The 17,961-nt window shown below is 44.0% G+C and carries 16 protein-coding genes; 3 read left to right on the top strand and 13 right to left on the bottom strand.

The genetic code is table 11. From position 1 onward, the window contains the following. Window positions 1-113: 113 nt before the first annotated feature. Window positions 114-1,757 carry an acyl-CoA synthetase gene (locus tag F907_RS03385; RefSeq protein WP_016653028.1) on the top strand — a complete coding sequence of 548 codons (1,644 nt, stop codon included), beginning with the start codon at window positions 114-116 and terminating at the stop codon, window positions 1,755-1,757. Between the two features lie 52 nt (window positions 1,758-1,809). Here the strand turns inward: F907_RS03385 and yjgA are convergent, their stop codons facing one another. From yjgA to mazG, 9 genes are all read right to left on the bottom strand, one after another. After that, complete coding sequence (gene yjgA / locus F907_RS03380; RefSeq protein ID WP_005277037.1) at window positions 1,810-2,343, bottom strand: ribosome biogenesis factor YjgA; 534 nt, start codon at window positions 2,341-2,343, stop codon at window positions 1,810-1,812. A 2-nt stretch (window positions 2,344-2,345) separates the two neighbouring features. Beyond that, on the bottom strand, window positions 2,346-2,615 hold the full coding sequence (locus F907_RS03375) for an HPr family phosphocarrier protein (RefSeq protein ID WP_004774692.1): 270 nt from the start codon (window positions 2,613-2,615) through the stop codon (window positions 2,346-2,348). Continuing rightward, window positions 2,612-3,463 carry an RNase adapter RapZ gene (rapZ, locus tag F907_RS03370; protein ID WP_005277040.1) on the bottom strand — a complete coding sequence of 284 codons (852 nt, stop codon included), beginning with the start codon at window positions 3,461-3,463 and terminating at the stop codon, window positions 2,612-2,614. The genes F907_RS03375 and rapZ overlap by 4 nt, the downstream gene beginning before the upstream one ends. A 20-nt stretch (window positions 3,464-3,483) precedes the next feature. After that, a complete protein-coding gene (gene panC / locus F907_RS03365; RefSeq protein ID WP_016653029.1) occupies window positions 3,484-4,329 on the bottom strand; it encodes a pantoate--beta-alanine ligase in 846 nt (281 codons plus the stop codon). A 3-nt stretch (window positions 4,330-4,332) separates the two neighbouring features. Further along, window positions 4,333-5,142 carry a 3-methyl-2-oxobutanoate hydroxymethyltransferase gene (gene panB, locus F907_RS03360; protein ID WP_004655682.1) on the bottom strand — a complete coding sequence of 270 codons (810 nt, stop codon included), beginning with the start codon at window positions 5,140-5,142 and terminating at the stop codon, window positions 4,333-4,335. A gap of 39 nt (window positions 5,143-5,181) precedes the next feature. Further along, a complete protein-coding gene (gene folK, locus F907_RS03355; protein WP_016653030.1) occupies window positions 5,182-5,670 on the bottom strand; it encodes a 2-amino-4-hydroxy-6-hydroxymethyldihydropteridine diphosphokinase in 489 nt (162 codons plus the stop codon). Then, a complete protein-coding gene (gene pcnB, locus F907_RS03350; protein WP_016653031.1) occupies window positions 5,667-7,121 on the bottom strand; it encodes a polynucleotide adenylyltransferase PcnB in 1,455 nt (484 codons plus the stop codon). The genes folK and pcnB overlap by 4 nt, the downstream gene beginning before the upstream one ends. Window positions 7,122-7,261: 140 nt before the next feature. Further along, window positions 7,262-7,687: a ComEA family DNA-binding protein gene (locus F907_RS03345; protein ID WP_016653032.1), complete on the bottom strand. Its 426-nt coding sequence runs from the start codon at window positions 7,685-7,687 to the stop codon at window positions 7,262-7,264. Continuing rightward, the gene (gene mazG / locus F907_RS03340; protein ID WP_016653033.1) at window positions 7,656-8,462 is read right to left on the bottom strand and encodes a nucleoside triphosphate pyrophosphohydrolase; all 807 of its coding nucleotides are present in this window, start codon (window positions 8,460-8,462) and stop codon (window positions 7,656-7,658) included. The genes F907_RS03345 and mazG overlap by 32 nt, the downstream gene beginning before the upstream one ends. Window positions 8,463-8,563: 101 nt before the next feature. Between mazG and F907_RS03335 the strand changes: the two genes are divergently transcribed. Further along, a complete protein-coding gene (locus F907_RS03335; RefSeq protein ID WP_016653034.1) occupies window positions 8,564-9,337 on the top strand; it encodes an SDR family oxidoreductase in 774 nt (257 codons plus the stop codon). Between the two features lie 45 nt (window positions 9,338-9,382). On the opposite strand, the gene F907_RS03330 is transcribed toward F907_RS03335, so the two are convergent. From F907_RS03330 to cysM, 4 genes are all read right to left on the bottom strand, one after another. After that, window positions 9,383-11,689 (bottom strand): RelA/SpoT family protein, encoded by a 2,307-nt coding sequence (locus tag F907_RS03330; RefSeq protein WP_005277052.1) that lies wholly within the window; start codon window positions 11,687-11,689, stop codon window positions 9,383-9,385. 31 nt (window positions 11,690-11,720) lie between these two features. After that, a complete protein-coding gene (gene rlmD, locus F907_RS03325) occupies window positions 11,721-13,130 on the bottom strand; it encodes a 23S rRNA (uracil(1939)-C(5))-methyltransferase RlmD (RefSeq protein WP_016653035.1) in 1,410 nt (469 codons plus the stop codon). Window positions 13,131-13,139: 9 nt separating this feature from the next. Continuing rightward, on the bottom strand, window positions 13,140-13,961 hold the full coding sequence (locus tag F907_RS03320) for a 3'-5' exonuclease (RefSeq protein ID WP_016653036.1): 822 nt from the start codon (window positions 13,959-13,961) through the stop codon (window positions 13,140-13,142). A gap of 86 nt (window positions 13,962-14,047) precedes the next feature. Continuing rightward, window positions 14,048-14,971: a cysteine synthase CysM gene (gene cysM / locus F907_RS03315; protein ID WP_016653037.1), complete on the bottom strand. Its 924-nt coding sequence runs from the start codon at window positions 14,969-14,971 to the stop codon at window positions 14,048-14,050. Between the two features lie 149 nt (window positions 14,972-15,120). Here cysM and F907_RS03310 point away from each other — a divergent pair, with 149 nt between their 5' ends. Next, complete coding sequence (locus tag F907_RS03310) at window positions 15,121-17,931, top strand: GacS-like sensor histidine kinase (protein WP_016653038.1); 2,811 nt, start codon at window positions 15,121-15,123, stop codon at window positions 17,929-17,931. The last annotated feature ends 30 nt before the right edge of the window (window positions 17,932-17,961 follow it).

The following is a 17,961-nucleotide window of genomic DNA, read 5'->3' on the forward strand; positions in this document are numbered from 1 at the left end:
AAAAACCCAAGATCAGTCGCGATTCATCTCCGACTAAAGCCTAAATGCTTTAGACTCAATGACAGACTAGCTTAATCGTAATTAATGAAAAGAACAGAAAGGAAGCAAGACACATGGTCAGTGCATATGATGAATTACCGAAAACCCCAGCCAATTTTGTGGCCTTGTCTCCGCTACGTTATCTAGAACGTGCGGCCTATATTTATCCGCAGCAAGCGGCGATTATTCATGCTGATCGTCACATTACTTGGCAACAGACGTATCAGCGTTGTCGTCAATTTGCACACCAATTAAGAGATTTGGGCATTCAAAAGAACGATACTGTTTCAGTGCTCTTACCCAACATCCCTGCCATGATTGAAGCACATTTTGCTGTGCCCATGGCTGGCGCAGTACTCAACACCTTGAATACCCGACTCGATGCAAAAACCATTGCTTTTATGCTCGAACATGCAGAAGCCAAAGTCCTGCTGGTTGATCCCGAGTTTCGCCAAGTTGCAGCAGAAGCACTCATGCTGGTCCCACAAGACATCATCGTGATTGATGTCTTTGATACTGAGTTTGACGGGGAACAGACTGCGCTTGGACAGTATGAATATGAGTCATGGCTCGCTCAAGGCGACCCTGAATTTGAATGGCTACTGCCGCAAGATGAATGGGATGCGATTAGTCTCAACTATACCTCTGGTACCACAGGCAATCCTAAAGGTGTGGTCTATCATCATCGTGGCGCTTATCTGAATGCAGCCAGCAATATCTTGGCTTGTGGCATGAAACCTCGTGCTACATACCTTTGGACCTTACCACTGTTTCATTGCAATGGTTGGTGCTTTGCCTGGTCAATTGCCGCCAGTGGTGGTACCAATATATGTTTGCGTCGCGTCGATCCAGTACTGATCTTTGAATATATTGCAGCGCATAAAGTCGATTATTTCTGTGGGGCGCCGATTGTGCTGTCCATGCTGATCAACACGCCAAACGAACAAAGAACTGCTTTTGAGCATCACGTCGAAGTCATGGTGGCTGGTGCTGCACCACCTGTAGCGATCATTGAGGGCATGCGCAATATTGGCATTAACGTCAATCATGTCTATGGCTTAACCGAGACTTATGGCCCTTCCGCACTATGTGCTTCTCAAGCAGGCTGGAGTGATTTATCCATTCAGGAGCAAGCTCAGCTCCACTCTCGCCAAGGGGTACCTTATCCGCTACAGGATAGTATGCGAGTACTTGATCCAGAAACCATGCAGCCCGTCCCCAATGATGGACAGACCATGGGCGAAATCATGTTCCGCGGCAACATTGTCATGAAAGGGTATTTAAAAAATCCCGAAGCGACTCAGGAAGCATTTAAAGACGGCTGGTTCCATACAGGAGACTTGGCGGTCAGCCATCCCGATGGTTATGCCAAAATTACCGACCGCTCCAAGGATATTATTATTTCAGGTGGCGAAAATATTTCATCGCTCGAAGTCGAAGACGTGCTTTACCGACACCCAGCAGTACTCACTGCGGCAGTCGTTGCTAAACCGGATGCACACTGGCAAGAAGTACCTTGTGCTTTCATTGAATTGAAGCAAGGAGCTTCTGTTTCTGCCGAAGAAATCATTGCGCATTGTCAGCAAGAGCTGGCCCGCTTTAAAGTTCCCAAAGATGTGGTGATTACTGAGATTCCCAAGACTTCGACAGGAAAGTTGCAGAAATTTATTTTAAGGGAATGGGCAAAGAAACGGGCGGCAAGTGAGTTTAGAAATTAAGTTCTCCCATAAAAAAGAAGTTTCCTAGGAAACTTCTTTTTTAACGTTCTAATTACTGTTCAGATAACAATGCGACCTGTTGTACATAGTTCACAAATTTGCGTTTTGAAGCCTCTAACTCTTCTTCACTGACTTGTTGTTTGATATCACGATGGATACGCAAGACATGCTGACGCAAGGTATGACGTTCAGATGCATTAAAGACTTTGCTAAATTCATTAATGATTGGATCACCTTGATCAATCATACGATCCACCCAACGCATCAATTGCATTTGTTTTTTCGCGCCTTGCTGTGGCGTGAGATAAGACAAAATTGTAGTTTCATCTTCATTGCGCAACAACTTACCAACACGTTGGAACTGGCGACGACGTGCTTCAAATGAACTGATCTTTTGCACTTCAAGCAATGCATCAATTAAACGTTCATCGACTGGAAGTTTTTGAATCTGCTTTGGATTCAGTTGAGCCAATTGCTCACCCAAAGCGGCCATGCGCTGGACTGCCTTTTTTTGCTCAGTTCGACTCGCACGCCCGTCTAATGATTCAAAATCTTCATCGGTATAACGTTGGGTACCACGTGCCACTATTACTCTGCCTCATAAAATTTTGCTGCGAACAGCGTTTGAATTTCTTCCAGTGCCTTCTCTTCATCGGCACCATCAATCACCAGTCTCAATGTAGTGCCCTTACCCGCACCCAACATCAACAATGACATAATATTTTTTGCATCAACCAACTTATCGCCCTTGCCAATTTGAATCGAAGAACGGAACTTGGTCGTCACTTCAATCAGTTTACCAGATGCACGTGCGTGTAAGCCGAGTTTGTTAATTACATCAATTGTTGTGTCTATCATGACCAGTGCTTCATTTCTCTATGTAAGATTTGGACAGCCCATTTTGCCTCAAGGGCTTGTTTGAGTCTATCCACGATATAAACTGAACGATGCTGTCCACCGGTACATCCCACTGAAATGGTCATGTAATGGCGATGCCCTTCTGCAAAAGCAGGTAACCACTTCTCTAGAAAAGCATAAATGTCTTCAAACATCTCGTTGGTTTGTTGACTGCCTTCCAAAAAGCGGCGCACAGGTTCATCTAAACCTGAAAAACGGCGTAATTCTAAATCCCAATGTGGATTTGGTAAATGTCGTACGTCAAAAACATAATCTGCATCCAGTGGAATCCCATGCTTATAACCAAAGGACTGCAAAATGACGATCAAATTATCGGATTGTCCAAGCTTGGACAATAAAATATGTTTTAAATCATGAACACTTTTATCGGTGGTATCAATATGTACTGTGGAGCGGAATTGTATCGGAATTAAAAGCTGCTTCTCTTCCTGAATACATTGCAACAGACTATTGAAGCGACTTGCCAGAGGATGAGGTCGACGAGATGCACTAAAACGTGCAATCAAATCCTGATCCTGTGTAGTCAGATAAATAATATCGACTGTACCATGTCGTTGTAATTGCTGAAAAACATGATCAAACTCTTGCATATCGGCACGAGTGCTTCGAATATCCACCCCAAGTGCCAGCTGCTCCAGATTATTTTCATGATCAAGTTTGGCTACAATTTCAGGCAATAACGCCAAAGGTAAGTTATCTATACAATAATAGCCCAAGTCTTCAAGCACTTGTAAAGCCGAGGATTTTCCTGAACCGGATTGACCTGTAACGATAAGAATACGCTTCATGGCGTTTTGCCCTTCATTTTTTATGTTTTAAAGTCGATTTGTAAGTTATCAATCAAACGTGTTGAACCGAGTTTGGCTGCAACAAATAACACCAAATTCCGGTCAAACTGTTGAATGGGTTGCAAGTTGGTTTGGCGAGCTTCCACATAATCCACAACAAAACCAGCTTGTGTCAATTGAGTAGAGATATTTTCTAACACTTGTGACAAAGCTTGCCCTTCATGCAGTTGCTGTTCAGCCTGTTTAAGCAATTGGTAAATCGTTGGTGCAACAGCACGTTGCTGTTCAGTCAGATAACCATTACGCGAGCTTAAAGCAAGCCCATCTTCAGCACGGACTATCGGCACACCAATCACTTCCAGTGGCATATTCAAGTCTTGCACCAACTGGCGAATCACCGCCAATTGCTGATAGTCTTTTTGACCAAAGAAGGCAAAATCTGGCTGTACAATATTGAATAACTTGGTCACAACAACCGCAACACCATCAAAATGACCTGGGCGTGACTGACCACAAAGATCATCGGTAATTTGACCGACACTGATATTGGTCAAACGTGGTTGAGTACCATACATTTGCTCAACAGTAGGTGCGAAAATAATATCACACCCCACATCCGCCAATAGACGACTGTCCTGCTCTAAAGTACGTGGATAACTCTCAAAATCTTCGCCTGCACCAAATTGAATAGGATTGACGAAAATACTCACCACCACCACATCACACAGTTTTTTTGCTTCACGCACCAAAGTCAAATGACCTTCATGCAAATTCCCCATGGTCGGTACAAAACCAATCAGTTTTTTTGAGCTACGCCCTGGTGCCAATGATGCGGTTAAGCCTTGTATTGTTGTTTCAGTTTTCATGACTTAAAGCTCAACTTGGAACGTATGTTCCTTGGCTGGGAAAGACTGATCTTGCACTGCGGCATGGTACGATTTAAACGCATCCACAATGGCTGTTTCACCCGCTTGCTCTTTCATAAAGTTGCGAACAAAGCGCGCCACACGACCAAAAGTCAAACCAAGCATGTCTTGTACCACAAGAACCTGACCATCGGTTTCATTGCCCGCACCAATCCCAATCACTGGGGTGTTCGGAAATAATTCAGCAATTTCTTTGCCCAATTGAGCAGGTACACATTCAAGTAATAAAACAGCAGCACCTGCATCGACCACCGCTTGGCAATCAGCAATCAATTGATCTGCTGCCTCACGTGTTCTTGCTTGTAGCTTATAACCACCAAACACATGCACAGATTGAGGGGTTAAACCCAAATGAACACAGACTGGAATACCATTACGGGTTAACACGGTCACCAGTTCACTGAGCCAAGCGCCGCCTTCAATTTTGACCATTTGTGCGCCGACTTGCATCACCGTCTTGGCATTTTTCAAGCCATCTTCAAGTGTGGCATAGCTCATGAATGGCAAATCAGTCATGATTAAGGCATGCGCATTACCACGGCGTACAGCTGCGGTATGGTAAGCCATATCTTCAACGGTGACAGGAAGTGTAGAGTCTCTTCCCTGAATTGCCATTCCTAGAGAATCACCGATTAAAATCGTATCAATTTCAGCCAATTCCATAGCTTTCGCCATACTTGCATCGTAACAAGTCAGGCATGAGAACTTGCGTCCTTCGGCTTTAAACTTTCTTAAGTCACTTAGACTAATCATGATGATGTCCTCTACAGGCGTTTCCAGAACGAAACAGTCTTAAGCGGTTGCCCAAGACTGGTCTGCTATTACAGTCAAGTTTGCTTGCTGCACCAGTTCTAAATCTTTTAATGAATGACCATTTAATTGCAAATGAGCATCTAAATCCAATAAGGGAAGCAGTACAAAATCACGTTGTAAAATACCGATATGCGGCACGGTTAAACGTTCATTTTGGATCTGCTCTTGACCATAGATCAGTAAATCCAGATCAAGGGTACGCTCTCCCCAACGTCGCAAACGAATACGACCCGCTTCTTGCTCAAATTGTTGTAATTGATCTAACAAGGCAAGTGGTTCAAGTGTCGTATCCAGTTGAACAACGGCATTTAAAAAGTTGGGTTGGTCTTGTGGCCCCATCGGCGGAGTTTGATAAAGCCGTGATACCTGTACAGTCCCCAAAGCCGCGAGCTTCGCAACAGCTTCTCTCAGAATTTGTTGCGAATCGCCTAAGTTACTGCCCAAACCAATATAGCTGCGAATACTCATTGGGTCGGCCCGAAAACCACTTGACTGAGATCACGTTGAACGCGCTTACGTTTGAGAATTGGGTGATCAGCATTGACTTGACCAGAACCCGCTGTCGCTTTTTCAATAAAACGACTGCTTGACTCATCAGCTCTGACACGCTCTTTCTTGCCACGGCGGCTTCTTGGCTCAGGCACATTGACCAAAGGTTCGATCTCAGTCGACTTCGGCTCATCAACCTCAACCGCCTTACGACGCGTTTTACTGCGTTGGCGATTGTATTGACGAATCACGGCTTCTTTTTGATCCGTGCTCATTTCCTGGTAGGCTTCCCACCAAACGCCCATGCCTTCAGTACTGCTATCACCTGATTTCTCACGTAACAACAAGAAGTCAAAGCCTGCACGAAAACGTGCATGACCCGCTAACGCTTCAATCTGCTGTGGTTTTGGATTAAGCAAACGAGTCTGCATTTCCCACACTTCACGAATAAAAGTTTCGGCAAAACGTGGAATAATGGTACGCGTCGCTTGACGCTTCAACACATCCAAACCGGCTTGCGCACGTGCTTCCGCAGGCACAACCCCTTTGTTTAAATAGAAGTCACAACGCTCCAAGAAAGGTTTCCATAACAACACCGCATAGAAAAATGCAGGATTGATGGTTTTACCAATTTGGATCCGTTGATCGGTATTGCGCGCCGCACGCTCAATAAAAGCGGTCAAATTCGGTGGAATTTCAGCAAACAACTGTTTCCAGACACCAAACTCAATCAACATGGGTAATACACGGGTCAGGTGTCCCATGGTGAATAGCTTTTGCGACTCATCATATAAACGATGGGGGGAGACATCACGCAATAATTGCGTCATCTCGGCATCAAACACATCAAGAATCGATTGATCAATCTGGAAGTTGAGCTTTGCAGCAAAGCGTAAAGCACGCAACATCCGCACTGGATCTTCTTCAAAACGCTGAGCAGGTTCCCCGAGGAAACGTAAAGTACGGCTATTGATATCATCCACTGCATGGCAGAAATCAAGCACTACCGCTTTACGTGGTTGATAATACAAAGTATTGATCGAAAAATCTCGACGAGCAAAGTCTTGCTCGATCGTTCCCCAGTTATTATCACGAAGAATCATTCCAGATGCACTGGTGACTGCTTTTTTCGGTGGGGCACGGAATGTCGCAACTTCAATCAGTTCGCGACCCGAGTATACATGTGCTAACTCAAAACGTCGTCCAATAATTCGGCAACGTCGACCAAAAACCTCTTTTACTTGGGCTGGTGTAGCATTGGTAACCGCGTCAAAATCCTTTGGATTAAGACCTAACATCATGTCTCGAACACCCCCACCCACAATATATGCCTCATAGCCTGCTTTAGTCAGACTATCAATGACATCTAAAATTGAGGAAGGAAGTTGAGCTGTGGACAAACCACATTTTGACGCACGCAAAGTTTGCAAAAGACACTGTCTCCTACGTCAGGACGTAAATAACAATTTGTCGCTAATCATAGCTCTAACACACACAAAGGGCAATTTATTCTGTTGGAAGTTTCAACAGTTCAGTCTGCCTAATCAATCACCTTTTTACCGTTTCAAACTTATAGCATCAGCTTTGACTTGTTTTTCTCAAGTAATTTTGGCCCAATGCCTTTGATATTCATCAACTCATCCACATTTTTAAAGCCGCCATTTTTTTGACGATACTCTACAATGGCTTGTGCTTTTTTCTCGCCCACCCCATTTAACATTTGTAGTTGCTGTAAGTTGGCTTGATTTAAGCTAATTTTATCACCCTGAATATTGCCCGATGATGAAGCCTGCTTCGGAAGCTGCTGAGTTGGACGAGATAAATAGTAATTATTATCGGCTTGTCTTGCCAATTGCTGATCACGTGCTTGCTGCTGTGCCTTCCACTGTTGATAAGATTGGTCAAACTGCTGTGCCTTGAGATGTGATATACACCCCAAGCACAAGATCATCAATAAAAAAAACTTATGTTTGCTGCGTGATTGCGGCAATCTCATGACTGCTCTCCTGAGCTTTTAATTGTCGTTTTGCCTGCTCCCAAAGCTCATCCATCTCGGCCAAGCTCATGTCTTGCAAGTCTTTCTGTTGTCGTTGTGCCTGCTGCTCAATAAAAGCAAAACGGCTTCTAAATTTATGGATGGTTGCCAGCAGCGCGGTCTCACTTGACACGCCCAGCTTTCGCCCCACATTAATTAAAGAAAATAAACAATCACCGAACTCTTCTTGAATATGATCAGCATTTTGGCTTTTTATCGCCTGTTGTAACTCTTCTAATTCTTCATCCAATTTAGCATAAGCATCTTCAACCGTTTCAAAATCAAAACCGAGCTGAGCTGCTTTGTGCTGAATTTCATGTGATTGTACCAATGCAGGTGCATGTTTAATCTCATCTAACCTTGATCGTATCTTACCCTGTTTTTCTTGTTGTTTGATTTGTTTCCATAATTCACCGACCTGCTCGGAATCCAAATTTTGATATTTTTCCGCCTGAAATACATGCGGATGACGACGAATTAATTTTTCACTAATGGCTTCTACCACATCCTGAAAGTTGAATAATCCTTTTTCATCAAACATTTGGGACTGGAACACCACTTGCAACAGTAAGTCGCCAAGTTCATTGCGGATTTCATCCACTTCGCCCGAGCGAATTGCAGCCTCAACCTCATATGCCTCTTCAATGGCATATCGTGTCAAACTTTCTGGTGTTTGTTGTTGATCCCACGGGCATTTTTGTCTTAATTCCTGCATGATTGCCAATAATTTTTCCACGATCATCTCCAAACCCAAACAAGCAAATTGTTGCAGCACCAAGCTGCATATGCGTAATATACACGCACGCAAAAATTATCAATATAAAGCAAGGGAAAGTCATGCCATATAGTGTTTTTATTAGTGGCGCCGCACAAGGAATTGGCGCTGAAATTGCCCGTCTTTTTCATCAAAAAGGCTTTAAAGTAGGAATCTATGACATCAATGAAGAACAGGCACAGGCTTTAGCTGTAGAACTTGGAGCACATGCCAAAGCAGGTCATCTCGATGTCAGTCATTACGACCAATGGCAAACTGCCTTGCAAGAATTTAAAAGTTGGGCGGGTGAACTCAATGTTTTAGTCAATAATGCAGGCATTCTGTATTCAGGCGCATTTGAAAATACACCAATCCAATCGCATCACCGTACCTTTGATATTAATGTGAAAGGCGTTGCGAACGGCTGCCATGCTGCCCTGACACATCTGCAACAAGCTAGCTTTGCTCGTATCATTAACCTTTCTTCAGCCTCTGCGATTTATGGCCAAGCTGACTTGGCCTCTTATTCTGCTAGCAAATTTGCTGTGCGCGGTTTAACTGAAGCCTTAGATGTAGAATGGCAAAAATACAATATTCGCGTCTTGGATGTGATGCCACTCTTCGTACAAACCAATATGGTCAAAGATATGGATGCTGGCAGCATTCAACATATTGGTGTGGATCTCACCCCTGCCGATGTGGCAAAACAGGTACTGCATTTGGTGCAACACAAAGACCATGCCTTGCTTCCAACCCATACCCCTGTCGGGATAAAAACCAAGCTGATGTATCAATTATCGAGTATGAGCCCACAGTTTTTAAACCGACTCACCAATCTCTTTTTAGCTAAACGCTAAAAATAAAAAAGCTGCATCGAAATGCAGCTTTTTTATTTTTATGATCTAGCTTCCTTGAACCAACCGTCTGGCACTGATAATCCCTGGCTGTTGCTCTAAACGAGCCAGCAAACGAGACAGTTGTGCCAAACCTTTAACTTCAATCAATAACTTCATATTGGCAATACCATCTGCCTCAGAAATGGTATTGACCTGACGAATATTGATTTGGTCTGAGAAAATCACCTGTGTCAGATCTTTGAGTAAACCACGACGATCATAGGCTTCCACCACGATCTGTACACTCTGGCCACGCGTCGGTTGCATTTCCCAATCAGCTTCAACTGCACGTTCAGGCTCTTGCGTGGTCATACGCAAGTAATCTGGACACGCGACCTTATGAATGCTGACCCCACGATTCAAGGTGATATATCCACCAATCGATTCGCCATGGACTGGCTGACAACATTGTGCAATATGCAACTCAACATTATCCAAGCCATCAATCAAAATCCCATGTGCCGATAAAGTATGGCTGGCACGTGGATTTAAAGCGGGTTTTAATACCAGTTCAGGCTCATCCTGATCCAAGTGCATCTGACGATTCACTTGATTCATCAACGCATGCAGACTGATATCACCACTGACCAAAGCCACTAAAATATCATCACCAGATTTCAGGTTGAAATGCGATGAATAGTCTTTTAGATCAATACTTTTCGGGTGAATCGCTAAACGTGCCAACTCTTTGTTGAGTAACTCACGCCCAACTTCAACATTCTTACTGCGATCTTGTTGTCTAAACCAATGACGTAGCTTGTCACGCGCACGCGCGGTCTTGATATAACCCAGCGAGTTCACCAACCAGTCACGGTTCGGTTCACGATCTTTCTTGGTTAAAATCTCAACCTGCTCACCCGTCTTTAACATATAGGTCAAAGGCACATAACGCTGGTTCACACGTGCTGCATAACACTTGTTCCCCACTTCGGTGTGTACATGATAAGCAAAGTCTAAAACGGTTGAACCACGCGGTAATTCTTTAATATCCCCGTCACGGCTAAACACATAGATCTTTTCAAAATTCTCAAAATCCTGAATCTGATCAATGCCATTCGACTCTTCATCTTCAGCATGCGGGGTGGTTTCCGTCCGCTCTTGATAGTGCTCAAGCACTGCACGGAGGGAATGCAAACGATCATTGAAGGAATGATCGGTATTCTTGGCACCTTCTTTATAGTTAAAGTGCGAACACACCCCCAACTCTGCTTCGTTATGCATCTCAAAGGTACGAATTTGTACTTCTAAAGACTTATTCTCAGCAATCACTGCGGTATGTAATGAGCGATAACCATTGGCTTTCGGATTAGTGACATAGTCATCAAACTGGTTCGGAATGTGACGCCATAACTGATGTACAATGCCTAAGGCGTGATAACAATCTGGAACACTCTTGACCAACACACGCACAGCACGAATATCATATAACTGATCGAAGCTCAGGTTTTTGCTTTTCATTTTTCGATAAATCGAATAAATGTGCTTCACCCGCCCCGTGATTTCAGCCTGAATATCATAGCTGGCCAATTCCGTTTTCAATTTATCAATCACAAACTGAATATATTGCTCACGCTCTAAACGCTTTTCATTGAGTAGAGAGGCAATTTCTTTATAACGTTCAGGCGCCAAATAGCGGAAGGCAAGATCTTCCAGCTCCCACTTCAGCTGGGCAATCCCCAAGCGATGGGCCAGTGGTGAATAAATCGTAAGAATTTCACGTGCAACACGTTCCTGACGCTCTTTGCTTGCGGTTGCCAACTCACGTAAAGCATAGGTCCGCTCTGCCAGTTTAATTAATACAACCCGCACGTCTTCCGTCACTGAAATCAGCATTTTATAAATGCCGTTTAAATGTTCCCGCTGGTTATTATTAAAATGATCTTCTAAGCGTTTATTTTTTTCAATTAACTCAGACAGTTTACCCATTGCAAGCGTGCCTTGAACCAAAGCCAAAACTTGCTCGCCAAACTGTTGCTGGATATCTTCTAGAGTAATCAGTCCTTCACGCACGCTACGATATAACACTGCCGCTGAAAGCGTGTCTTCATCAACATGCAGATGCGCCAGAATATCCGCCATACCAATCCCGGTACTAAAGGTATTGATACGATGATTGTCCGTCGCTTGCAATTCTTTTGCTAAGGTCAGCTCCGCAACTTGTTGAAGTTGTTTCAGCTCTGCCCCATCCAAAATATCACGCACTCGGTCTAGCCAAGACACTAGACTACTTTGCGCTTCAGCGGCATGTTCTCCAGTCGCTTCCTCAGACAACTCTTGGAGTCGTCCAGGTAACTGCTCACGTACTGTGACCATACCATTCTCCTCTGGATATGTAACTCATTTTTTAATCGTTTATCTCTTCGATTTTTTCAAGCCGTTCAACTTTTTCAAACAGGGCAATCGATTCCACATGTTCAGTATGCGTGAACATATCCATTACCGCAGCTTTCTTTAATTGATAGCCATATTGTGCCAGTACACCTGCATCCCTTGCCAGTGTTGATGGGTTACATGAAACATAAACGATTCTTTTCGCTCCAAAATTAGGTACATATTGCATGACTTCAAACGCACCTGATCGTGGAGGATCAATTAATAATGCATCAAATCCCTGTTTCGCCCAAGAATGATGCGAAAAGTCTTTTGTTAAATCTTGTGAAAAGAATATCGCCTGAGACAAATGATTTGCTTGTGCATTTTCAGTTGCCCTTTTGACCATCTCATCACTCGCCTCAACGCCGACCACTTGACCTGTCTCACCCACACAACGTGCAATCGGGAGAGAAAAATTACCTAACCCACAGAAGAGGTCCAGTACTCTTTCCCCTTTCTGTAACTGAAGCAATTCACATGCCAAGTGAATCATCTGCGCATTTACACCACTGTTCACTTGAGTAAAGTCTAAGGGTGAAAACGCGAATTTGACGGCAAAATCATCCAAACTGTAATGCAAACGCATTGCAGCTTGTGAATCATCCACGCGATGTAAGCTATCTCCCCCTTTAGGCTGCAAATACAACTGCCATCCTTTGAGTAACGAAAATTGACGTAATTGGTTGACATCCGACACATTTAATTCATCCAAATGACGAATTAATAATGCAACTTCACTGTCTCCCATTGCCAATTCTATATGACCAATATGGGCTTTGCCTGTAAGACTTTCGAGTAGTTTTTTTAGTTCTGGTAAACTTTCCGATAAGGTTTGATCAAGCACTTTACACTGCTGAATCGCGGTTAAATGATTACTGTGATGCTCACGAAACCCCATCACCAAACGGTCTTGCTTGGCAATATAACGCACCCCGATGCGGGCACGGCGACGGTAATCGGCTTTGACTGAACGAATAGGATCGAGCCATTGTTCAGGCTGCAATCCAGCAAAATGTTCTAGATGAGATTTTAAAACATTCTGTTTTAACAAAATTTGCTCATCAGGATGAATGTGCTGCAAACTACAGCCGCCACACACGCCGAAATGCGGACAAATGGGATCAACTCTCCCCCCAGCTGCATCACTCTCCAGCTTGATCATGTCCGCTTCTTCTAAGCGTGAAGTCTGATTAGTAATCTTGGCCTGCACCGTTTCCCCAACAAGGGCATAACGAATAAAAACTTTCTTGCCGTGCTTTTCTTTAGGATGATCTGGATGCGTTCCATAATGCGCAATGCCACGCCCCTCATGAGAAAAAGCCTCGACTTGAAAGGTATAGCTTGGATATTGTGCTGGACGTTGTTTCGCTTTGTGTTTCAAAAGATGAACCTAATTTTTTGGCGCAAAAGTATCTGCGGTGAATACAGTATATTGCGATGTTTGCTGCCATACCTGTAAAAAATCTGTTTGTTGCGTTTGCGTTTGTAAATAAGCAATAGTGGATTGAACTAAATGCTGATGATCCTGCTGATTTAATTGGCCTTTTAACAACAGCCAACGGATATAAACCAACCAGGTATTCAGTACATCACCCTCACAGTAACTGCACAATTCTAACCATTGTTTGTTACGTACATATTCTGGCACATGATAGCCCGTCTCACCACGTTTGCCGGGAAAACCGAGCAAACAGGCAATATCATCCAGTTTCTGGAAGTTACGACCATTAAACATCGCCATCACATCCATCAAGTCAACATGACGATGGTGGTAACGGTTCTGATAGTTGTTAAAACGCTTTTGCTGATCAATTTCGCCTTGATCAAACAAGCTCGGTGCAGAAAGCCCATGATACATGGCACGAAACAGAATTACGGGCAAATCAAATTGCGAGCCATTCCAACTGACTAAGGTGGGCTGCTTCTTGTCAAAAATTGATAAGAATTTTGCCAGCATTTCAGCTTCGCTATGCTGTTCCTGACTAAATGAAAACAGACGGTAGCCTTTTTCATCAATCCATAATCCGGAAATACAGACGATTTCATGCAAAGGCAAACGCTGAAAGTCCATCCCCGACTCTTGGCGACGAATTTTGGTGAGCGCCTGCTCTACATCAGCTTCTGGTAAATCAAGATGATAAAGATGCGCACCGGCCTTTAAATCGGTCAGGGTCTCAATATCAAAAACTAAAATTGGAAAACGTAAATTCATTTTAGAAACGCCTTAAATCCCTCCCAACCTCCCTTTATAAAGGGAGGAGCCCCCTCTTTTTAAAAGAGGGGGTTAAGGGGGAGATTCTAATCTTGTACTGAGAATAACCCCGTTGATAAATAACGATCACCACGGTCACAGATAATGCAGACAATCACCGCATCTGGCTGTTCTTCAGCAATTTTAATTGATGCCCACACTGCGCCGCCAGAAGACGTCCCCGCACTGATACCTTCAGTACGTGCCAGCTTACGCATGGTTTTTTCTGCTTCAATCTGCGGAATGTCGATAATGCGATCGACACGGCTGCGGTCAAAAATGGTCGGCAAATATTCTTCTGGCCAACGTCGAATCCCCGCAATGCTGGAACCATCCGAAGGCTGTAAGCCCACAATTTGAATATCAGGATTTTGTTGCTTGAGGTATTTGGAAACGCCCATGATGGTTCCCGTTGTCCCCATTGAGCTGACAAAGTGAGTAATTTTCCCCGCAGTTTGCTTCCAGATTTCAGGACCTGTGGTGAGGTAATGCGCCTCGACATTGTCAGGGTTACCGAACTGGTTCAGCACAAAGCCTTGACCTTCTGCCTGCATTTGCAGTGCAAGATCACGTGCTCCTTCCATGCCTTGCTGTTGCGTGACTTCAATCAACTCAGCCCCATAAGCCAGCATCGCATCTTTACGCTCTTGGCTCATATTGTTCGGCATGATCAACTTCATTTTATAGCCACGCATAGCTGCAACCATGGCCAACGCGATCCCGGTGTTGCCACTGGTCGCTTCGATCAAGGTATCCCCAGGCTGAATCTGGCCCCGTTTTTCCGCTTGAACAATCATGTTATAGGCCGGACGATCTTTCACCGATCCTGCGGGATTATTACCTTCTAATTTTGCTAATACCGTGGCTTGGGTATGACACGCTAAACGCTGCAAACGCACCAAAGGGGTTTTACCGACATAATCATCCAGTAAAAATTCATCTGCTAAAAAATCAGTTTGCGTATTCGTCATGATCGACACCGATATTAAGGTGGCGACTATTGTATGAAAAAAACGGCAATACTGCACCATTTCACTCTGCTTTTTATTGGCAAGCAGATGTCCTTGATTTTCACAAAGCGTGCTAAGATGTTGCGCAGAATGATAAATCTGACCGCACTATGTCAAATTTCAATAAGACCATATCGAAACGTTTACGCCTCAATCATGCTTATGGACAGTTGATTGCACTGATTCTTGTGCCAATTGCAATTTTGACCAGTGTAGGGATTCTTTGGGTTTTAGTAGAAACAACCAATTCAGCGAAACAACAACAACGCTCAGATGCTTCTGCGATTTTGGCACGCTATCACCAAACCGCAAATGATTTATTACGTTTGGTACAAGAGCAACCAGATCAATATGATCGCGCTCAAAGCATTATGCAAAAAATGTTTGATGAGAAGAACTTACAACGTGCGGTTTTGATTGATAATAAAGGCCAAACCTATCTCAGTGTCGGGTATCAAAACAATCGTTTTTGGCCCAGTTTTCCAGAAAATCGTAATTTTTTCGGCCCAATTCCGCATAACCACAACAGTATTTATGGTTCAAAATTAGACAGCAGCAATTCAGATTCAGTCTGGTTGATGATTGAACTCGATAACCAACCACTCGAATTAGCACGCTACAAAATTCTGTTATCTCTGGTCGTGACCGGACTGATGACCTTACTCATTTTATTGTTCTGTTTAAACGTTTTCTCACGTCGCTGGCTCGCACCGCTCTATGAAATCCGCATGCAGATGCAACGTCTCAATGCCGACACCCTAGATCAGCATATTGTGGTGAACAGTACCGGTGAACTGCGTTTACTCCAGCGTGATATTGCCAATGTGGTGAAACGTCTGCATTTCAGTTTTTTAGAATTAAAAGAACATACCGAACAAACCGAAGAAGATTTACGCCGAACACTGGATACCTTAGAAGTTCAGAACATTACCTATCGCCAGGCGCGTGACCAAGCAATTTCATCAAACCAGTCTAAATCGGTGTTCTTGGCTAACATCAGTCATGAACTCAGAACACCGCTAAACAGTATTGATGGCTTTATTCACTTATTACTACGCCAGCAAAACCTCAGCAATGAGCAGAACCTTTACCTGCAAACCATTCGCAAATCTTCTGCTCACTTATTGGCGCTGATTAATGATGTACTGGATTTCTCGAAAATTGATGCCGGTAAACTCGAACTCGAAACGGCTCCTTTTGACCTTGAAGAAGCTATTTTTGATGTGATGGATATGCTCTCGCCTTTGGCGGCACAAAAGCATATCAATATGGCGTTTTACTATGCAGAGAACATTCCAAAACATGTGGTCGGTGATGCGCTACGCTTTAAGCAAATCCTGACCAACCTGATTTCCAATGCGATTAAATTCACGCCTGATGGTGAAATCATCGTGCGGGTCCGTATGGAAGATGATGAGATCGGGCAATGTTTACTGCATTTTAGTGTTCAAGACAGCGGCATTGGTCTGAGCGGTACTGATCGTAAAAAGCTGTTTGAATCGTTCTCTCAGGGCGATGCATCGGTGACGCGTCAATTTGGCGGCACAGGACTTGGCCTCGCCATTTCCAAACAGTTGGTGCATTTGATGCATGGTCAGATTGGCTTTGAAGACAACCAAGAACGTGCGCCAACAGAAAAAGGCTCAACCTTCTGGTTCACCGCTTCATTTAAAGTTGAAGAGCAGGATGAGTTTGTTGAACATCCTCGTTTCGACCATTTACAAGTGGTGTCTTATCTCGCCCATCCTGCAACGGCCAGTGTACTGCGTTCATATTTAGAGAACTACCATGTCTCTCATATTGAAACACAATCGATTCTGGACTTATTCAGCCGTTTGAATCATCTCAATCAACAAGAAAATACTTGGCTGATTGTCGATCATAGTGGTGATACAGAGGCCTTACTCAAAGAAATTCGTCAACGCTATCATGGCAACTTAGCGGTTTATGGCTATCAGATGAGTCTGGAACCAAACATGCTGAATGAATATCGTGCACGGCCATTATATCAACCGCTGAGTCGTCGTGAATTGGTACAGTTACTGGGTAATCAGCCCATTTTTGAACAAGAATCCGAAGACTTTAACGGTCAAGGCTTGCATGTCTTGGCGGTGGATGATCACTTGCCGAACTTGATTGTGCTTGAAGCCCTGCTCGGTGAGCTCAATGTCACCACCACCAAAGCTTTGAGTGGACAAAAGGCCATCGATATCATTCAGGAACGCATCGAACAAAAATCACCGCCATTTGATCTCGTGTTCATGGACATTCAAATGCCAGTCATGTCCGGGATTGATACCACACGTGCGATTCGCTCTCTCGAGTCAACCTTGGACAACGGTATGCAATTGCCGATCATTGCACTTACCGCCCATGCGCTGGCCGATGAAAAGCAAAAGCTGCTCAAAGTCGGTATGAATGATTATGTGACCAAGCCGATTCAGATGGAGCAGATTATTCAAATCCTGACCCATTGGACCAAAAACAACTTCAGTACTCAGCCTGCGACGACTGAGCCGAAGCGCCCAACCGAATCCATTGATCCACAAATCTTAAACTGGCAGCAAAGCGTGCAGCTTGCAGCCAATAAAGAAGATTTGGCGCAAGATTTATTGAATATGCTGGTGGATAGCTTTGATACTGAGCTGGCAGAAATGCAGCAATTGATTGAAATGGAAGATTTTCCACAACTGGAACACGTCCTGCATCGCCTGTATGGGGCAACCCGTTATGTCGGCACACCCAACTTGCAGCAAGTCTCTGGTGAATTTGAACAATTTGTCTCGACCCTACGTAAAGAACGGCGCAAGGCTGATGATGTGTTTATTCGTGAGACCAACCATCGTTTCAATGAGCTCAGCACAGCCATTGAACAGGTTCGACAGGCGGCTAATTTAATCTTGCATAGCTACGATAATTAACGTGACTGCCCTGTCATGTTTCGATGCGGG

Source organism: Acinetobacter colistiniresistens, from assembly GCF_000413935.1.
Classification (GTDB): domain Bacteria; phylum Pseudomonadota; class Gammaproteobacteria; order Pseudomonadales; family Moraxellaceae; genus Acinetobacter; species Acinetobacter colistiniresistens.

Excerpts from the sequence above, each read along its gene's own strand:
- F907_RS03385 (WP_016653028.1), top strand. The coding sequence starts at position 114 with ATGGTCAGTGCATATGATGAATTACCGAAAACCCCAGCCAATTTTGTG.
- F907_RS03375 (WP_004774692.1), bottom strand. The coding sequence starts at position 2,615 with ATGATAGACACAACAATTGATGTAATTAACAAACTCGGCTTACACGCA.
- rapZ (WP_005277040.1), bottom strand. The coding sequence starts at position 3,463 with ATGAAGCGTATTCTTATCGTTACAGGTCAATCCGGTTCAGGAAAATCC.
- panC (WP_016653029.1), bottom strand. The coding sequence starts at position 4,329 with ATGAAAACTGAAACAACAATACAAGGCTTAACCGCATCATTGGCACCA.
- panB (WP_004655682.1), bottom strand. The coding sequence starts at position 5,142 with ATGATTAGTCTAAGTGACTTAAGAAAGTTTAAAGCCGAAGGACGCAAG.
- folK (WP_016653030.1), bottom strand. The coding sequence starts at position 5,670 with ATGAGTATTCGCAGCTATATTGGTTTGGGCAGTAACTTAGGCGATTCG.
- F907_RS03345 (WP_016653032.1), bottom strand. The coding sequence starts at position 7,687 with ATGAGATTGCCGCAATCACGCAGCAAACATAAGTTTTTTTTATTGATG.
- F907_RS03335 (WP_016653034.1), top strand. The coding sequence starts at position 8,564 with ATGCCATATAGTGTTTTTATTAGTGGCGCCGCACAAGGAATTGGCGCT.
- F907_RS03330 (WP_005277052.1), bottom strand. The coding sequence starts at position 11,689 with ATGGTCACAGTACGTGAGCAGTTACCTGGACGACTCCAAGAGTTGTCT.
- F907_RS03320 (WP_016653036.1), bottom strand. The coding sequence starts at position 13,961 with ATGAATTTACGTTTTCCAATTTTAGTTTTTGATATTGAGACCCTGACC.
- cysM (WP_016653037.1), bottom strand. The coding sequence starts at position 14,971 with ATGACGAATACGCAAACTGATTTTTTAGCAGATGAATTTTTACTGGAT.
- F907_RS03310 (WP_016653038.1), top strand. The coding sequence starts at position 15,121 with ATGTCAAATTTCAATAAGACCATATCGAAACGTTTACGCCTCAATCAT.